The organism is Streptomyces sp. NBC_01428 (assembly GCF_036231965.1).
Classification (GTDB): domain Bacteria; phylum Actinomycetota; class Actinomycetes; order Streptomycetales; family Streptomycetaceae; genus Streptomyces.
On sequence record NZ_CP109499.1, the window covers coordinates 7,428,487 to 7,445,148 of the forward strand.

General features: G+C 70.3%; 14 protein-coding genes. 9 read left to right on the top strand and 5 right to left on the bottom strand.

The window, feature by feature from the left end; translation table 11 throughout:
• The 3 genes from secF to OG406_RS32270 all read left to right on the top strand — a co-directional run bounded on the left by secF (nucleotide 1) and on the right by OG406_RS32270 (nucleotide 4,448).
• Nucleotides 1–1,119, top strand: coding sequence for a protein translocase subunit SecF (gene secF, locus OG406_RS32260; RefSeq protein ID WP_164369961.1), 1,119 nt, complete (start codon nucleotides 1–3; stop codon nucleotides 1,117–1,119).
• On the top strand, nucleotides 1,116–1,655 hold the full coding sequence (locus tag OG406_RS32265; RefSeq protein WP_266612125.1) for an adenine phosphoribosyltransferase: 540 nt from the start codon (nucleotides 1,116–1,118) through the stop codon (nucleotides 1,653–1,655). Before secF ends, OG406_RS32265 begins: the two co-directional genes overlap by 4 nt.
• Nucleotides 1,656–1,883: 228 nt before the next feature.
• Entirely contained in the window at nucleotides 1,884–4,448 is a 2,565-nt protein-coding gene (locus OG406_RS32270; protein ID WP_382753053.1) for a RelA/SpoT family protein, read from the top strand.
• A gap of 100 nt (nucleotides 4,449–4,548) precedes the next feature.
• Here the strand turns inward: OG406_RS32270 and OG406_RS32275 are convergent, their stop codons facing one another.
• Entirely contained in the window at nucleotides 4,549–5,778 is a 1,230-nt protein-coding gene (locus OG406_RS32275; RefSeq protein WP_164369962.1) for a DUF349 domain-containing protein, read from the bottom strand.
• A 135-nt stretch (nucleotides 5,779–5,913) separates the two neighbouring features.
• Nucleotides 5,914–6,732, bottom strand: a complete 819-nt coding sequence (locus OG406_RS32280) for a peptidylprolyl isomerase (RefSeq protein WP_164369963.1) — start codon at nucleotides 6,730–6,732, stop codon at nucleotides 5,914–5,916.
• Between the two features lie 179 nt (nucleotides 6,733–6,911).
• Between OG406_RS32280 and OG406_RS32285 the strand changes: the two genes are divergently transcribed.
• Both OG406_RS32285 and hisS read left to right on the top strand, forming a co-directional pair.
• Complete coding sequence (locus OG406_RS32285; RefSeq protein ID WP_081223361.1) at nucleotides 6,912–7,634, top strand: MBL fold metallo-hydrolase; 723 nt, start codon at nucleotides 6,912–6,914, stop codon at nucleotides 7,632–7,634.
• 10 nt (nucleotides 7,635–7,644) lie between these two features.
• Nucleotides 7,645–8,907, top strand: coding sequence for a histidine--tRNA ligase (gene hisS / locus OG406_RS32290; protein ID WP_329189117.1), 1,263 nt, complete (start codon nucleotides 7,645–7,647; stop codon nucleotides 8,905–8,907).
• A 109-nt stretch (nucleotides 8,908–9,016) separates the two neighbouring features.
• Here the strand turns inward: hisS and OG406_RS32295 are convergent, their stop codons facing one another.
• Both OG406_RS32295 and OG406_RS32300 read right to left on the bottom strand, forming a co-directional pair.
• Nucleotides 9,017–9,862 (bottom strand): ABC transporter permease, encoded by an 846-nt coding sequence (locus OG406_RS32295; protein ID WP_326843581.1) that lies wholly within the window; start codon nucleotides 9,860–9,862, stop codon nucleotides 9,017–9,019.
• Nucleotides 9,859–10,725, bottom strand: a complete 867-nt coding sequence (locus tag OG406_RS32300; protein WP_266854431.1) for an ABC transporter ATP-binding protein — start codon at nucleotides 10,723–10,725, stop codon at nucleotides 9,859–9,861. The genes OG406_RS32295 and OG406_RS32300 overlap by 4 nt, the downstream gene beginning before the upstream one ends.
• A 139-nt stretch (nucleotides 10,726–10,864) precedes the next feature.
• Here OG406_RS32300 and OG406_RS32305 point away from each other — a divergent pair, with 139 nt between their 5' ends.
• From OG406_RS32305 to rpsD, 3 genes are all read left to right on the top strand, one after another.
• Entirely contained in the window at nucleotides 10,865–11,500 is a 636-nt protein-coding gene (locus tag OG406_RS32305; RefSeq protein ID WP_164369966.1) for a vitamin K epoxide reductase family protein, read from the top strand.
• A 44-nt stretch (nucleotides 11,501–11,544) separates the two neighbouring features.
• The gene (locus OG406_RS32310; protein WP_164369967.1) at nucleotides 11,545–12,900 is read left to right on the top strand and encodes a replication-associated recombination protein A; all 1,356 of its coding nucleotides are present in this window, start codon (nucleotides 11,545–11,547) and stop codon (nucleotides 12,898–12,900) included.
• Nucleotides 12,901–13,240: 340 nt separating this feature from the next.
• The gene (gene rpsD, locus OG406_RS32315) at nucleotides 13,241–13,855 is read left to right on the top strand and encodes a 30S ribosomal protein S4 (RefSeq protein WP_164369968.1); all 615 of its coding nucleotides are present in this window, start codon (nucleotides 13,241–13,243) and stop codon (nucleotides 13,853–13,855) included.
• Between the two features lie 39 nt (nucleotides 13,856–13,894).
• Here the strand turns inward: rpsD and OG406_RS32320 are convergent, their stop codons facing one another.
• On the bottom strand, nucleotides 13,895–16,063 hold the full coding sequence (locus OG406_RS32320; RefSeq protein ID WP_266854428.1) for an ATP-binding protein: 2,169 nt from the start codon (nucleotides 16,061–16,063) through the stop codon (nucleotides 13,895–13,897).
• A 161-nt stretch (nucleotides 16,064–16,224) separates the two neighbouring features.
• Here OG406_RS32320 and OG406_RS32325 point away from each other — a divergent pair, with 161 nt between their 5' ends.
• Nucleotides 16,225–16,659 carry a DUF948 domain-containing protein gene (locus OG406_RS32325; RefSeq protein ID WP_164369970.1) on the top strand — a complete coding sequence of 145 codons (435 nt, stop codon included), beginning with the start codon at nucleotides 16,225–16,227 and terminating at the stop codon, nucleotides 16,657–16,659.
• Nucleotides 16,660–16,662: the final 3 nt, after the last annotated feature.

The window sequence follows — 16,662 nt, forward strand, 5'->3', positions numbered from 1 at the left end:
ATGTCGAAACTCGGCACCCTCGGCGCCCGGCTCCACCGCGGCGAGATCGGCTACGACTTCGTCGGCAAGCGCAAGATCTGGTACGGCATCTCGATCCTGATCACCATCACGGCCATCCTCGGCCTGACGGTGCGGGGCCTGAACATGGGCATCGAGTTCCAGGGCGGCGCCGTCTTCACCACCGAGAAGAGCAGCATCTCGGTCAGCCAGGCGGAGACCTTCGCGGAGGACGCCTCCGGCCACGACGCGGTCGTCCAGAAGCTGGGCAACGGCGGACTGCGCGTCCAGATCGCCGGCATCGACACCGACAAGTCGGACACGATCAAGGACCAGCTCGCCAAGGACCTCGGTGTCGACTCGGAGAAGATCAACGCCGACCTGGTCGGCCCCAGCTGGGGTGACCAGATCGCCAACAAGGCCTGGGAGGGCCTGGCGATCTTCATGGTCCTGGTCGTGATCTACCTGGCCATCGCGTTCGAGTGGCGCATGGCCATCGCCGCCCTGGTGGCCCTGATCCACGACATCACCATCACGGTCGGCATCTACGCCCTGGTGGGCTTCGAGGTCACCCCGGGCACGGTGATCGGTCTGCTCACGATCCTCGGTTACTCGCTCTACGACACGGTCGTCGTCTTCGACAGCCTCAAGGAGCAGACGAAGGACATCACCAAGCAGACCCGCTGGACCTACAGCGACGTTGCCGACCGCTCGATCAACAGCACCCTGGTGCGCTCCATCAACACCACGGTGGTCGCGCTGCTGCCGGTCGCCGGTCTGCTGTTCATCGGCGGCGGTGTGCTCGGCGCGGGCATGCTCAACGACATCTCGCTGTCGCTGTTCGTCGGCCTCGCGGCCGGCGCGTACTCCTCGATCTTCATCGCCACGCCGCTCGTCGCCGACCTCAAGGAGCGCGAGCCGCAGATGAAGGCGCTGCGCAAGCGCGTCCTCGCCAAGCGGGCGCAGGCCGCGGCCAAGGGCGAGTCCCTGGAGCCGCAGGCCGCCGAGGCGTCGTACGACGACGAGGAGCCCGACGACGTCGCCCCCGCCGTCGTCGGTCCCCGCAACCAGCCCGCGTCGCGTGCCCGCGGCCGTGGCCGTCCGTCGGGCAAGCGCCGATGACCGGTATCGAGGAGCTGCTGTCCAGCCGCATCCGTGACGTGGCGGACTACCCGGAGCCGGGCGTGATGTTCAAGGACATCACCCCGCTCCTGGCCGACCCGGCCGCGTTCGGCGCGCTGACCGACGCCCTCGCGGACGTCGCCACCCGCACCGGTGCCACCAAGATCGTCGGGCTGGAGGCGCGGGGGTTCATCCTCGGCGCCCCGGTCGCGGTGCGCGCCGGGCTGGGCTTCATCCCCGTGCGCAAGGCGGGCAAGCTCCCCGGAGCGACCCTGTCCCAGACGTACGACCTGGAGTACGGCTCCGCCGAGATCGAGGTGCACGCCGAGGACCTGAGCGCGGGCGACCGTGTGCTGGTCGTCGACGACGTCCTCGCCACCGGCGGCACCGCCGAGGCCTCGCTGCAGCTCATCCGCCGCGCGGGCGCCGAGGTCGCGGGCGTCGCCGTCCTGATGGAGCTGGGCTTCCTGGGCGGTCGCGCCCGCCTGGAGCCGGCGCTCGCCGGAGCCCCGCTGGACGCGCTGCTCACGATCTGAGAGCCCTTCGCGGGTTCCGGGAGGAAAGTCCCGGGCCGGCCCGCCGAAAGGCCGAGACACCCGCAGGACACCCTGGAGGCGGGCCCCGGAGGAATCCGGAGCCCGCCTTCGGCGTTCCCGCTGTACGAGGCGGTCCCGGCGGCCGGCAGAGAGTCCGGCGCCCGGGATCGCTACCATGGGGTTTCCGGAGCCTGACCGGGGGACCCGGAACGCGCACGAGGAGCCCTCTTGCCAGACGAGGCCCAGCCACTCGCCCCCAGTGCGGAACGCCTGGGAGGAACCGCCTCCACCAAGCCCGAGCCCGTCTCGGGTCCCGTGGAGAAGCCCGCCGAGAACGCCGCGAGCGGGCCGGTCGAGCACGCCCAGTCCGCACCGGACGACACGGCGGCCGAGCAGCCACGTCCCAAGCCGGCGCCTCCCGAGCGCACCGAGAACACCCCGGCGGTCCGCCCCGCGGCCGGCCAGCCCGCCCGCACGGGCGGCTCCTCCAACCGCGTCCGCGCCCGCCTGGCCCGGCTCGGCGTCCAGCGCTCGAACCCGTACAACCCGGTTCTGGAGCCGCTGCTGCGGACGGTGCGCAGCAACGACCCCAAGATCGAGACGGCCACGCTGCGCCAGATCGAGAACGCCTACCAGGTCGCCGAGCGCTGGCACCGCGGCCAGAAGCGCAAGAGCGGCGACCCGTACATCACGCACCCGCTCGCCGTCACCACCATCCTCGCCGAGCTGGGCATGGACCCGGCCACCCTGATGGCCGGTCTGCTGCACGACACCGTCGAGGACACCGAGTACGGCCTGGACACCCTCAAGCGGGACTTCGGCGACCAGGTCGCGCTGCTCGTCGACGGCGTCACCAAGCTCGACAAGGTCAAGTTCGGTGAGGCCGCGCAGGCCGAGACCGTGCGCAAGATGGTCGTCGCCATGGCCAAGGACCCCCGCGTCCTGGTCATCAAGCTCGCCGACCGCCTGCACAACATGCGCACCATGCGCTATCTCAAGCGCGAGAAGCAGGAGAAGAAGGCGCGCGAGACCCTGGAGATCTACGCGCCGCTCGCCCACCGCCTGGGCATGAACACCATCAAGTGGGAGCTGGAGGACCTCGCCTTCGCGATCCTCTACCCCAAGATGTACGACGAGATCGTGCGGCTGGTCGCCGAGCGCGCCCCCAAGCGCGACGAATACCTCGCCATAGTGACCGACGAGGTCCAGTCCGATCTGCGCGCGGCCCGCATCAAGGCGACCGTCACCGGCCGCCCGAAGCACTACTACAGCGTCTACCAGAAGATGATCGTCCGCGGCCGTGACTTCGCGGAGATCTACGACCTGGTGGGCATCCGCGTCCTCGTGGACACCGTCCGCGACTGCTACGCGGCACTCGGCACCGTGCACGCGCGATGGAACCCGGTCCCCGGCCGGTTCAAGGACTACATCGCGATGCCCAAGTTCAACATGTACCAGTCGCTGCACACGACGGTCATCGGTCCGAACGGCAAGCCCGTCGAGCTGCAGATCCGCACCTTCGACATGCACCGCCGCGCCGAGTACGGCATCGCGGCGCACTGGAAGTACAAGCAGGAGACCGTCGCCGGATCCTCCAAGATCCGTACCGACGTGCCCCGTGCCGCCAAGGGCAGCGCGGGCCAGGACACCGTCAACGACATGGCGTGGCTGCGTCAGTTGCTCGACTGGCAGAAGGAGACCGAGGACCCCAGCGAGTTCCTCGAGTCCCTGCGCTTCGACCTGTCGCGCAACGAGGTCTTCGTCTTCACGCCCAAGGGCGACGTGATAGCGCTTCCGGCCGGTGCCACGCCGGTGGACTTCGCGTACGCGGTCCACACGGAGGTCGGCCACCGGACCATAGGAGCACGGGTCAACGGCCGGCTCGTGCCCCTCGAGTCGACCCTCGACAACGGCGATCTCGTCGAGGTCTTCACCTCCAAGGCGGCCGGCGCGGGCCCGTCCCGCGACTGGCTCGGCTTCGTGAAGTCGCCGCGCGCCCGGAACAAGATCCGCGCGTGGTTCTCCAAGGAGCGCCGCGACGAGGCGATCGAGCACGGCAAGGACGCCATCGCGCGTGCGATGCGCAAGCAGAACCTGCCGATCCAGCGCATCTTCACCGGCGACTCACTGGTCACCCTCGCGCACGAGATGCGCTACCCGGACATCTCGTCGCTGTACGCGGCGATCGGCGAGGGACACGTCACCGCGCAGAGCGTCGTCCAGAAGCTCGTGCAGGCACTCGGCGGTGACGAGGCCGCCACCGAGGAGATCGACGAGTCCGTACCGCCCGCCCGGGGCCGCGGCCGCAAGCGGCGCAGCAACAACGACCCCGGTGTGGTCGTCAAGGGCGTCGACGACGTCTGGGTCAAGCTCGCCCGGTGCTGCACCCCGGTGCCCGGCGACCCGATCATCGGCTTCGTCACCCGCGGCAGCGGCGTCTCGGTCCACCGCAGCGACTGCGTGAACGTCGACTCGCTGTCCCGTGAGCCGGAGCGCATCCTCGAGGTCGAGTGGGCGCCCACCCAGTCCTCGGTCTTCCTCGTCGCCATACAGGTCGAGGCGCTGGACCGCTCCCGTCTCCTCTCGGACGTCACACGCGTCCTGTCCGACCAGCACGTCAACATCCTGTCGGCGGCCGTCCAGACCTCCCGCGACCGGGTGGCCACCTCCCGCTTCACCTTCGAGATGGGCGACCCCAAGCACCTGGGGCACGTCCTGAAGGCGGTCAGGGGCGTGGAGGGCGTGTACGACGTGTACCGCGTGACGTCGGCCCGCAGGCCCTCGGAGGCCTGACCTCCGGGCCGCCCGGCCGGCGGCGCGGACACCACGCGAAGGGGCTCCCGTACGGTGCGTACGGGAGCCCCTTTCGCGTCGAGCCGTTGCGGCCGAAGCCTCAGCCGCCGAACTCCTGAAGACCCTTCAGAGCCTGGTCCAGCAGCGCCTGACGGCCGTCGAGTTCCTTCTGGAGCTTGTCGGCCCTCGCGGTGTTGCCCGCGGTGCGCGCCGCCTCGATCTGGCCCTGGAGCTTGTCCACGGCGGACTGCAGCTGACCGGTCAGACCCTCGGCACGCGCGCGTGCCTCCGGGTTCGTCCGGCGCCACTCGGTCTCCTCGGACTCCTGGAGAGCCCGCTCCACCGCGTGCATCCGGCCCTCGACCTTCGGGCGGGCGTCCCGCGGCACATGGCCGATGGCCTCCCAGCGCTCGTTGATCGAGCGGAAGGCCGCACGGGCCGCCTTCAGCTCCTGCACCGGGACGAGCTTCTCGGCCTCCTCGGCCAGCTCCTCCTTGAGCTTGAGGTTCTCCGTCTGCTCCGCGTCCCGCTCGGCGAAGACCGAACCACGGGCCGCGAAGAACACGTCCTGGGCGCCGCGGAAGCGGTTCCACAGGTCGTCCTCGTGCTCGCGCTGAGCGCGGCCCGCCGCCTTCCAGTCCGCCATCAGCTCGCGGTAACGGGCGGCCGTCGGGCCCCAGTCCGTGGAACCGGACAGCGACTCGGCCTCCGTGACCAGCTTCTCCTTGGTCTTGCGGGCCTCCTCGCGCTGCGCGTCCAGCGAGGCGAAGTGCGCCTTGCGCCGCTTGGAGAACGCCGAGCGGGCGTGCGAGAAGCGGTGCCACAACTCGTCGTCCGACTTGCGGTCGAGCCGGGGCAGCCCCTTCCACGTGTCCACCAGGGCACGCAGCCGCTCGCCCGCGGCACGCCACTGGTCGCTCTGCGCCAGCTCCTCGGCCTCGACGACCAGCGCCTCCTTGGAGTGCCGCGCCTCGTCGGACTGCTTGGCCCGCTGGACCTTGCGCTCCTCACGACGCGCGTCGACCGTCTCCACGAGCTTGTCGAGCCGGACCTTCAGGGCGTCCAGGTCACCCACCGCGTGGTGGGCCACCACCTGCTCGCGGATGTGATCGATGGCGGCCTGGGCGTCCTTCGCCGACAGGTCGGTGGTCTTCACTCGCTTCTCGAGGAGGCCGATCTCGACAACCAGGCCTTCGTACTTGCGCTCGAAGTAGGCCAGCGCCTCATCGGGGGAGCCGGCCTGCCAGGAACCGACGACCTGCTCGCCGTCGGCCGTACGCACGTACACGGTCCCCGTCTCGTCGACGCGTCCCCACGGGTCGCTGCTCACAGCGCCTCCTCCACATGATGCCTGCGAGGGGCGTCACCGCCCCCGGGCATCGTCCACAGTTTCGTCACGGCCAACATAGGCGACCGGCGGGGCGGCTGTCCGCATCCCGCGCGACCGAAAATACTCAGGCGGCGGTCAGGATTTCGTCACGGTCATCTTGTTGATCACGACGGTCGCGTTGGGGGCGCCGTCGCCCTGGCCCGTGCTCTCACCGGCGCCCGCGATCTTCTTGAGGACCGTCATGCCGGACTTGGAAATAGTTCCGAACGGTGTGTAGCTGGGCGGCAACTTGCTGTCCTGGTAGACGAGGAAGTACTGGCTGCCGCCGGTGTGCTTCTGGCCGGTGTTGGCCATGGCGATCGTGCCCGCCGGGTACACCCCGTCCTTGAGCGTCTTGTCCTTCAGGTTCTCGTCCGGGATCGTGTAGCCGGGACCGCCGGAGCCCTGGGCGGTCGGGTCGCCGCACTGCAGGACGTAGATGCCGTTGGTGGTGAGCCGGTGGCACTTGGTGTGGTCGAAGAAGCCCTTGCCGGCGAGGTACGAGAACGAGTTCACCGTGTGCGGGGCCGCGGACGCCTTGAGGGCGATGTCTATGTCGCCACAGGTCGTCGCCATCTTCATCGTGTAGGCCGCGGACTTGTCGATGGTGACCGCCGGCTCCTTCTTCCAGCTGAGCGACTTCACCTTGCCCGCCGCCGGCTTCTCGCACGGGTCGGACGCCTTGCTCGGGGTGGCGCTCGGCGACACCTCCGAACCGGCGCTGGTCTTCTTGTCGTCCTTCTTGAAGACCCCGGTCGCGAACGACAGCGCACCGCCGGCGACGAGCACGCCGACGACCGACGCGATCACCGCGTTGCGTGTATGGGTCTTGCGTCGCGCGGCCGTGCGGCGCTGCTGCTGTCGCAAGAACTTCTCCCGGGCGAGCTGACGCCGCCGCTGTTCCTGGCTGACCACCGGGTTTCTCCTCGTGCGTCTCGTACGTCGATGGGACGCGTGCGTCTTGTGAGCCGACCGCCTGCGTGTGCCCCGTACCGTATATGGGTTCGCTGAGGAATCGGCAGCGCCGGTAGGCTCTGATCCACAGCCACCCGCCCCGTACGACACCAGCGCGTACGCCACCACGAAGGACGATCGTGCTCATTGCCGGGTTCCCCGCCGGGGCCTGGGGGACCAACTGTTACCTGGTCGCCCCCGCCGCGGGTGAGGAGTGCGTGATCATCGACCCGGGCCATCAGGCCGCCCAGGGCGTCGAGGAAGCACTCGCCAAGCATCGGCTCAAGCCCGTCGCGGTCATCCTCACCCATGGCCACATCGACCACGTCGCCTCGGTCGTTCCCGTGTGCGGGGCGCACGACGTGCCCGCCTGGATCCACCCCGAGGACCGGTACATGATGAGCGACCCCGAGCGGGCGCTCGGCCGTTCCATCGGGATGCCGCTGATGGGCGAACTGACCGTGGGGGAGCCGGACGACGTGCGGACGCTGACCGACGGCACGGAGCTGAAGCTGGCGGGCCTCGACCTGTCCGTCGCGCACGCGCCGGGCCATACGAAGGGGTCGGTGACGTTCCGGATGCCCGAGAGCGCGGACATCCCGTCCGTGTTCTTCTCCGGGGATCTGCTCTTCGCCGGCTCCGTCGGACGCACCGACCTGCCCGGCGGCGACATGGACGAGATGCTCGACTCGCTGGGCCGTGTGTGCCTGCCGCTCGACGACTCGACCGTGGTGCTGTCCGGCCACGGCCCCCAGACGACCATCGGCCAGGAGCGCGCCGCCAACCCGTATCTGCGGCAGGTGGCGGCGAACCGCCAGGAACGCGGAGCGGACCCGACCTCCGCTCCTCGACGAGGAATGTGACGAGACTTCCGTGAGCACCTTCAAGGCCCCCAAGGGCACGTACGACCTGATCCCGCCGGAGAGCGCCAAGTACCTCGCGGTCCGCGAGGCCATCTCCGCGCCGCTGCGCAACTCCGGTTACGGCTACATCGAGACGCCCGGTTTCGAGAACGTCGAGCTGTTCGCCCGCGGAGTCGGCGAGTCCACCGACATCGTGACCAAGGAGATGTACGCCTTCGAGACCAAGGGCGGCGACCGACTGGCCCTGCGCCCCGAGGGCACCGCCTCCGTCCTGCGCGCGGCCCTCGAGGCCAACCTGCACAAGGCGGGCAACCTCCCCGTCAAGCTCTGGTACTCCGGCTCCTACTACCGCTACGAGCGTCCCCAGAAGGGTCGTTACCGCCACTTCTCCCAGGTGGGCGCCGAGGCGATCGGCGCCGAGGACCCGGCGCTCGACGCCGAGCTGATCATCCTGGCGGACCAGGCGTACCGCTCGCTGGGCCTGCGGAACTTCCGCATCCTGCTGAACAGCCTGGGCGACAAGGAGTGCCGCCCCGTCTACCGTGCCGCGTTGCAGGAGTTCCTGCGCGGCCTGGACCTCGACGAGGAGACGCTGCGCCGCGCGGAGATCAACCCGCTGCGCGTGCTCGACGACAAGCGGGACGACGTCCAGAAGCAGCTGACCGGCGCGCCGTTGCTGCGGGACTACCTCTGCGACGCGTGCAAGGCGTACCACGAGGAGGTGCGCGACCTGATCACCGCCGCGGGCGTCACCTTCGAGGACGACCCGAAGCTGGTGCGCGGCCTGGACTACTACACGCGCACCACGTTCGAGTTCGTGCACGACGGTCTCGGCTCGCAGTCCGCGGTGGGCGGCGGCGGCCGCTACGACGGGCTGTCCGAGATGATCGGCGGCCCCGCGCTGCCGTCCGTCGGCTGGGCCCTCGGCGTCGACCGTACGGTGCTGGCGCTGGAGGCGGAGGGCGTCGAACTCGAAATCCCCGCGTCCACCAGTGTGTTCGCGGTGCCGCTCGGGGAGGAGGCGCGCCGGGTGCTGTTCGGCGTGGTCACCGAACTGCGCAAGTTCGGCGTCCCCGCCGACTTCTCGTACGGCGCCAAGGGCCTCAAGGGCGCGATGAAGAACGCCAACCGGTCGGGTGCGCGGTACACCGTCGTGGCCGGTGAGCGTGACCTCGCCGAGGGCGTCGTGCAGCTCAAGGACATGGAGTCCGGTGAGCAGGCGGCGGTCGGCGTCGGCGAGATCGTGGCCGAACTGCGGTCGCGCCTGGGCTGACCCGGCCGTTCCCGTCCCCTCCGCGGTGCGGAGGGGACGGGGCGTCAGAACGCCGGGTACCGGGGGACGGGCAGCAGGGGCCCCGGCCCGACCCGCGCAGCCGGAACGGTCATCCGTCGCGCCGGTCCTTCCAGCGGAACGTCAGCAGGCACAGCAGCAGTCCTCCGACGCACCACGCCCCCAGCACCAGGGCGACCCGCCCGAACTCCCAGCCGCCGGTCTGCTCCAGGACCTGAGCCGACTCGGGCAGGAACACCCCGCGCAGACCCTGGCACATCCACTTGAGGGGGAACAGCGCGCCGATGTTCAGCATCCAGTCCGGGATGGTGTCGATGGCGATGTAGACGCCGGAGATGAACTGGAGGACCAGGAACGGCAGGACGACCACCGAGGTGGCGCTCTTGCCCGACTTCGGGACCGAGCTGACCGCGATGCCGAGGAGCGCGCAGGCCGTCAGGCCGAGGACGAAGATCCAGGCGAAGTCGGCCCACTTGCCGGCGTCCGCGGGCAGGTCGACGTCGTACAGCGTGGTGCCGGCGAGGAGCAGGATCGCCGTCTCCAGCGCGCCGGTGACCAGGACCAGCCAGATCTTGCCGAGGAAGTACGCGGCCGGAGGCATCGGTGTGCCCCGCAGCCGGCGCAGCACCTTCTCGTCCCGTTCGATCGCGATCGATATGCCCAGGGACTGGAAACTGGTGGACATGATGCCCGCGGCCATCATCGCCGGGACGTACAACTGGGAGGCCGTGATGCCCGCTCCCTCCACGTCGTCGCTGAAGATCGACGCGAACAGGAAGAGGAAGACGACCGGGAAGGCGAAGGTGAACACCACCTGGTCGCGCTGCCGGAAGAACTGCCTGATCTCCAGGGCGCCGCGCTTCAGCCCGAGTCCCCAGGCGCCGGGCAGTCTTCCGGTCGCCGTCGCGGTGCGTTCGCGTACGTCGGTCGTGGTCATCGCGCGTCCTCCTGGCCGGTCAGTCGCAGATAGACGTCCTCCAGGGTCGGCCGGCTGATCCGGAGCCCCGGGATCTCCCCGTCGAAGCGGTGGACGAGTTCGGAGACGGTCCTGGTGGGCGTGTCCGTGCGCTCGCTGCGCGCCGTGCCGTCGGTCTCGGTCCACGCGACCGTCGCCTCCGTGCCGAAGCGTTCGCGCAGCGCGGCCGGTTCGCCCTCGGCGACGACCCTGCCCCGCGCGACCACCGCCAGCCGGTCGGCGAGGGCCTCCGCCTCCTCCAGGTAGTGCGTGGTCAGCAGGATCGTCGTGCCCTCGTCGGCGAGCCTGCGGATCAGCTCCCAGAACTGCCGTCGCGCCGCCGGGTCGAAGCCCGTGGTCGGCTCGTCCAGGAGCAGCAGTTCGGGGCCGCCGATGACGCCCAGGGCGACGTCGAGGCGCCTGCGCTGGCCGCCCGACAGCGACTTGATCCGGCTGCCCGCCTTCTGCTCCAGACCGACGAGCCCGATGACCTCCTCGGGATCACGTGGATTCGGGTAATACCGGGCGAAATGCCGCACCGTCTCGTTCACCGTCAACTCGGCGGGCGCCGATTCGTCCTGCCAGACGATGCCGACCCGCGAGCGCCACGCGCGCGTGCCCGAGGCCGGGTCCGAGCCCAGCACCGACACCTCGCCCGCGTCCCGGCGCCGGTTGCCCTGAAGGATCTCCACCGTGGTGCTCTTGCCCGCTCCGTTCGGCCCGAGCAGGCCGAACACCTCACCCCGCCGGATCCCGAGATCGATGCCGTCGACGGCGGTCACGTCCCCGTACTGCTTGCGCAGTCCCCGTACGTCCACCGCGAGTTGCTCCCCGTGTGTCGTCATGGCGACGAGCATCCCCCCGAACCGAACGCTCCGGGGAGAGTGCGCGTACTTTCTTATGTCCACCGAACGGTGGACAAGGGGGCTCGTGCGGCACAATGAGCCTGCCCGCAGGCCCCTTCGAAGCAACGGAAACGGCGTGATGAGCAAGACGACAGTCAAGGACGTCCCGACCGAGCGGGAACGCACCGCGGCTCCCCGGACGGCCGGCGGCAGTCGCGCCCTCGCCCTGCTGCTCGTGATCACGGGCGCGGCCGGTCTCCTTGCCGCGTGGGTCATCACGATCGACAAGTTCAAGCTCCTGGAGAACCCGAACTTCGTGCCCGGGTGCAGCCTGAACCCGGTGGTCTCCTGCGGCAACATCATGAAGAGCGACCAGGCCTCCGCCTTCGGCTTCCCGAATCCGATGCTCGGTCTCGTCGCCTACGGCATGGTGATCTGCGTCGGCATGAGCCTGCTCGCCCGCGCCACGTTCCCCCGCTGGTACTGGCTCACCTTCAACTTCGGCACGCTCTTCGGCGTCGCGTTCTGCACCTGGCTGCAGTTCCAGTCGCTGTACCGGATCAACTCGCTGTGCCTGTGGTGCAGCCTCGCCTGGGTCGCCACGATCACCATGTTCTGGTATGTGACGTCCTTCAACGTCCGCAACGGCTTCCTGCCCGCCCCGCGCTGGGCGAAGGGCTTCTTCGGCGAGTTCACCTGGGTCCTGCCCGTGCTGCACATCGGCATCATCGGCATGCTGATCCTGACCCGCTGGTGGGACTTCTGGACCAGCTGACCGCCCCGCGGGGATTGTCAGTGGCGTGACATAGGGTTTTGGACGTGGAGCCCGACCTGTTCACCGCCGCAGCAGAAGAACGCCAGGAGAAGGACCCGTCCAGCAGTCCCCTGGCGGTGCGGATGCGCCCGCGCACCCTCGACGACGTCGTGGGCCAGCAGCATCTGCTGAAGCCGGGCTCACCCCTGCGCAGACTCGTCGCCGAGGGCGGCGGCGGTCCGGCCGGGCCGTCCTCGGTCATCCTCTGGGGCCCGCCCGGCACCGGAAAGACGACCCTCGCGTACGTCGTCTCCAAAGCCACCGAGAAGCGATTCGTCGAGCTCTCCGCGATCACCGCCGGCGTCAAGGAGGTGCGCGCCGTCATCGACGGCGCCCGCCGGGCCACCGGCGGCTTCGGCAAGGAGACCGTCCTCTTCCTCGACGAGATCCACCGCTTCAGCAAGGCCCAGCAGGACTCCCTGCTGCCGGCCGTCGAGAACCGCTGGGTCACGCTGATCGCCGCCACCACCGAGAACCCCTACTTCTCGGTGATCTCCCCCCTGCTCTCCCGCTCCCTGCTCCTCACCCTGGAGCCGCTCACCGACGACGACCTGCGCGCGCTGCTGCGCCGGGCCCTCGGTGACGAGCGCGGCCTCAAGGGCGCCGTCGGCCTCCCCGAGGACACCGAGGAGCACCTGCTGCGGATCGCCGGCGGAGACGCCCGCCGGGCCCTGACCGCGCTGGAGGCGGCCGCCGGCGCGGCCCTCGACAAGGGCGAGCCGGAGATCACCCTCCAGACCCTGGAGGAGACCGTCGACCGCGCCGCCGTGACGTACGACCGCGACGGCGACCAGCACTACGACGTGGCGAGCGCGCTCATCAAGTCCATCCGCGGCTCCGACGTGGACGCCGCCCTGCACTACCTCGCCCGGATGATCGACGCCGGCGAGGACCCCCGCTTCATCGCCCGCCGCCTGATGATCTCCGCCAGCGAGGACATCGGCCTCGCCGACCCGAACGCGCTGCCCACGGCCGTCGCCGCCGCCCAGGCGGTCGCGATGATCGGCTTCCCCGAGGCCGCGCTCACCCTGAGCCACGCGACGATCGCCCTCGCCCTCGCCCCCAAGTCCAACGCGGCGACGACCGCCATCGGCGCCGCCCTGGAGGACGTCCGCAAGGGCCACGCCGGACCCGTGCCGACCCATCTGCGTGACGGGCACTACAAGGGCGCGGCCAAGCTCGGCCACGCCCAGGGCTACGTGTACCCGCACGACCTGCCCGAAGGCATCGCCGCCCAGCAGTACGCGCCGGAGGAGCTCAAGGACCGGGAGTACTACACCCCGACCCGCCACGGATCCGAGGCGCGCTACGCGGACGCCGTGGAGTGGACAAGGAAGCACCTCGGTCGAGGGCGCTCCTGAGCACCCTGTACGATGTCTCGAAGCGCTGCGTCCCGTGTCCGGCTCCGGTCGGCACCACCAGAACGGGACATTCAGCCGGAGCCCCTGCCGTCATGGAGGGATTCCAGGAGCGTCGCGCACCGTCGAAGGTGTCGCGGGCAACCCACCACCACCCGGATCTCCGGGACCGGTCGGTGGGTCACTCGCGTGCTGCACGTATGTGCCCAGACCCAGGAGCGGCTGCCCGCCCCGCCCACGTGGATCCTCACGTCGACGGGAAGGGTTTCCCGGGCTGCGGATTGCGACCTCCCCTAACCCTGGTGAAGCCGTATTCGCATCCGAAACATGAGGTGTTTGGTTCATGCCGAACCAGTCCCGCCCCAAGGTCAAGAAGTCGCGTGCCCTCGGCATCGCGCTGACCCCGAAGGCCGTCAAGTACTTCGAGGCCCGCCCCTACCCGCCGGGCGAGCACGGCCGCGGCCGCAAGCAGAACTCGGACTACAAGGTCCGTCTGCTGGAGAAGCAGCGTCTGCGCGCGCAGTACGACGTGTCCGAGCGCCAGCTCGTCCGCGCCTACGAGCGTGCCGCCAAGACGCAGGGCAAGACCGGTGAGGCCCTGGTCATCGAGCTCGAGCGCCGTCTCGACGCGCTGGTGCTGCGTTCGGGCATCGCCCGCACGATCTACCAGGCCCGCCAGATGGTCGTCCACGGCCACATCGAGGTCAACGGCGGCAAGGTCGACAAGCCGTCGTTCCGTGTCCGTCCCGACGACGTCGTGATGGTCCGCGAGCGCAGCCGCAGCAAGACCCTGTTCGAGGTCTCCCGTGCCGGTGGGTTCGCCCCCGACGGTGAGACCCCGCGCTACCTCCAGGTGAACCTCCCGGCCCTGGCGTTCCGCCTGGACCGCGAGCCGAACCGCAAGGAGATCCCGGTGATCTGCGACGAGCAGCTCGTCGTCGAGTACTACGCCCGCTGATCTACTTCCGGCGGACGTGGCACCACCTGCGCGTCAGTGTCAGCCCGTCGTCTCCCCGCCCTTCGCGGTGGGGGAGACGGCGGGCTTTCGCATGTCCGGGGGCAGTCTGCGCGGCGACGGCACCACCCCGAGCGGCGGCGTTCCCGCCCCGCCGAGCGCCCGGGCGACCGCGGCCTCCTGCCCGAGCAGCTCCCCCTCCCGCACGCACGCCTCGTACCGCTCGTCGCCCAGCAGCTGTCGGGCCAGCGACGCGCAGCGCTCGTGCGGCGCGTTGTAGTACGCCGAGCCGAACAGCGGCAGGCCCACCGACGGCCACATCCGCGACGCCGCCCCCTGGAGCAGCGCGGCCTCGGCCGGATCGCCCTCCACCACCGTGATCAGCGCGAGCAGCTCGACCGCGAGGACGGCGCCGAGCAGATCGTGGAAGGCGTGCGCGATACCGAGCCCCCGTCGCAGGAGGTCCCGGGCGCGCCCGGGATCGCCGCCCGCCTGGGCCTCGTACGCCAGGACGTAGAGCGCGTACCCGAGCGCCCAGCGCTCACCGTGGTCCTCGCAGACCCGGCGGACGTCCTCGCACAGTTTCACCGCGCCCGGCAGATCGCCCTGGAAGGCGAGCGCCATCGCGAGTTCGACCTGCCCCATCAGCACATTGCTGTTGAGCTCGCCGATCTCGTGATAGCGGTCGAGGGCCGAGCGCAGCAGCGTCTCGGCGCGCGTCATGTCGTCCGTCACCAGGGCCAGACAGCCGGTGCGGTGCTCGGCGTACGCGATCGCCACGGCGTTCTCGGCGCGCTCCGCCTCCTCACGGCACTCGTGGAGCGCCGACAGCGCGGGCACCGAGTCGCCCTGGAGGACCGCCACATAGCCGAGCACCCACAGGGCTTTCAGCCGCGACTGGTCCCGGTCGCCGTCCAGCTCGACACTGCGCTCCAGCCAGTGCCGGCCCTCGGAGAGCCGGCCGCAGCCCACCCAGTAGAACCAGAGGGCGCCCGCCAGGTACTGGCCGAGATGGGCGTCGTCCGGCTCGGTCAGCGAGAACTCCAGCGCGCAGCGCAGATTCGGCAGTTCCGTCTCGACCCGCGCCGCGACCTCGCCCTGGCGCGGGGAGAACCAGTCGAGCTCGCACCAGGTGGCGAGCCCCATGTACCAGTCGCGGTGCCGGCGGCGCAGCCGCTCCGCGTCCCCCGTCGCCTCCAGCCACTCGGCGCCGTACGCCCGGACCGTGTCGAGCATCCGGTAGCGCACCCCGGCCGCCGTCTCCTCGCGGGACAGCACGGACTGCGCGAGCAGCGCGTCCAGTACGTCGAGGACGTCGTCGGCGTGCAGCCCGTCCCCGCTGCACACGTACTCGGCGGCCTCCAGGTCGAACCGGCCGGCGAACACCGACAGCCGGGACCACAGCAGGCGCTCCTCCGGGGTGCACAGCTCATGGCTCCAGCCGATCGCGGTCCGCAGCGTCTGATGCCGGGGCAGTGCGTCCCGCCCGCCCCCGGTCAGCAGCCGGAACCGGTCCTCCAGCCGCGCGAGCAACTGACCGGGGGAGAGGGCGCTGAGGCGTCCGGCCGCCAGCTCCACCGCCAGCGGGATCCCGTCCAGGCGACGGCACAGCTCCAGGACGTCGGCCCGGTTCCCCTCGTCCAGCGTGAATCCGGGGACCCGCGCCGCCGCCCGGTCCACGAACAGCTCCGCCGCCTCCGCCTCGGCCAGCGGGGCCAGCGGGAAGACCCGCTCGCCCCCGAGATCCAGCGGCCGGCGTCCCACGGCCAGCACCCGCAGTTCCGGCGCCCTGCGCAGCAGCTCGGCCACCAGCGAGGCGGTCACCTCCACCAGGTGCTCGAAGCCGTCCAGGACGAGCAGGAGGCGTCGGTCGGCGAGATGGCCGAGCAGCACCTGCCGCGGCGGCTTCGCGGTGTGGTCCGTCAGGCCGAGGGCCTCCAGCACCGCGTACTCGACGAGTCCCGGATCGTGCACGGCGGACAGATCCACGCGGTGTACCGCGCCCGGACGGTCCGCGCTCGCCGCCGCGTGCACCGCGAAACGGGACTTTCCGACGCCACCGACCCCGGTCACCGTGACCAGCCTGACCGTTTCCAGCAGCTCGGCCAGCCGCGCCAGTTCGGCCGAGCGCCCCACGAACGCGTCGAGTTCCAGGGGCAGATTGCCGGATGTCGCGGGAGCGGAGCGCCGGGCGGGCTGAGAACGCTGCATGGGATACGGAGCGTACTGACCTGTGAGCACTCCGTACAATCGCTTCGCGCAACTCCGGGTGCGGCAGCCGGTAATGCGGTACGGAGCCGCGGCGTCGGCGCGATAGGCTCGGGTGACGACTTTTCGATGATCAGGCACGCAGTCAGGGAGCGGGTGCAACAGTGACCGGTGGTGAGGTGGCCGGGATCCTGGTGGCCGTGTTCTGGGCGATCCTGGTGTCCTTCCTCGCCGTCGCGCTGGCGAGACTGGCCCAGACGCTCCGGGCGACCACCAAGCTCGTGGCGGACGTGACCGAACAGGCCGTCCCGCTCCTGGCGGACGCGTCGGCGGCCGTGCGCTCCGCGCAGACCCAGATCGACCGCGTCGACGCCATCGCGTCGGACGTCCAGGAGGTGACGTCGAACGCGTCGGCCCTGTCGACGACCGTCGCCTCCACCTTCGGCGGCCCCCTGGTCAAGGTCGCGGCGTTCGGTTACGGCGTGCGCCGGGCCATCGGAGGCCGTCGAGAGAACGAGCCCCCCAAGGCGTCCCGGCGAACCGTGATCGTGGGCCGCACCGTCCCGTCGTCGCGACGGGGAAAGCGGAAGAAGGACTGACGC

What these genes read in the sequence shown, in the direction of transcription:
- secF (WP_164369961.1), top strand. Translation starts at nt 1, where the DNA reads ATGTCGAAACTCGGCACCCTCGGCGCCCGGCTCCACCGCGGCGAGATC.
- OG406_RS32265 (WP_266612125.1), top strand. Translation starts at nt 1,116, where the DNA reads ATGACCGGTATCGAGGAGCTGCTGTCCAGCCGCATCCGTGACGTGGCG.
- OG406_RS32295 (WP_326843581.1), bottom strand. Translation starts at nt 9,862, where the DNA reads ATGACCACGACCGACGTACGCGAACGCACCGCGACGGCGACCGGAAGA.
- OG406_RS32300 (WP_266854431.1), bottom strand. Translation starts at nt 10,725, where the DNA reads ATGACGACACACGGGGAGCAACTCGCGGTGGACGTACGGGGACTGCGC.
- OG406_RS32305 (WP_164369966.1), top strand. Translation starts at nt 10,865, where the DNA reads ATGAGCAAGACGACAGTCAAGGACGTCCCGACCGAGCGGGAACGCACC.
- rpsD (WP_164369968.1), top strand. Translation starts at nt 13,241, where the DNA reads ATGCCGAACCAGTCCCGCCCCAAGGTCAAGAAGTCGCGTGCCCTCGGC.
- OG406_RS32320 (WP_266854428.1), bottom strand. Translation starts at nt 16,063, where the DNA reads ATGCAGCGTTCTCAGCCCGCCCGGCGCTCCGCTCCCGCGACATCCGGC.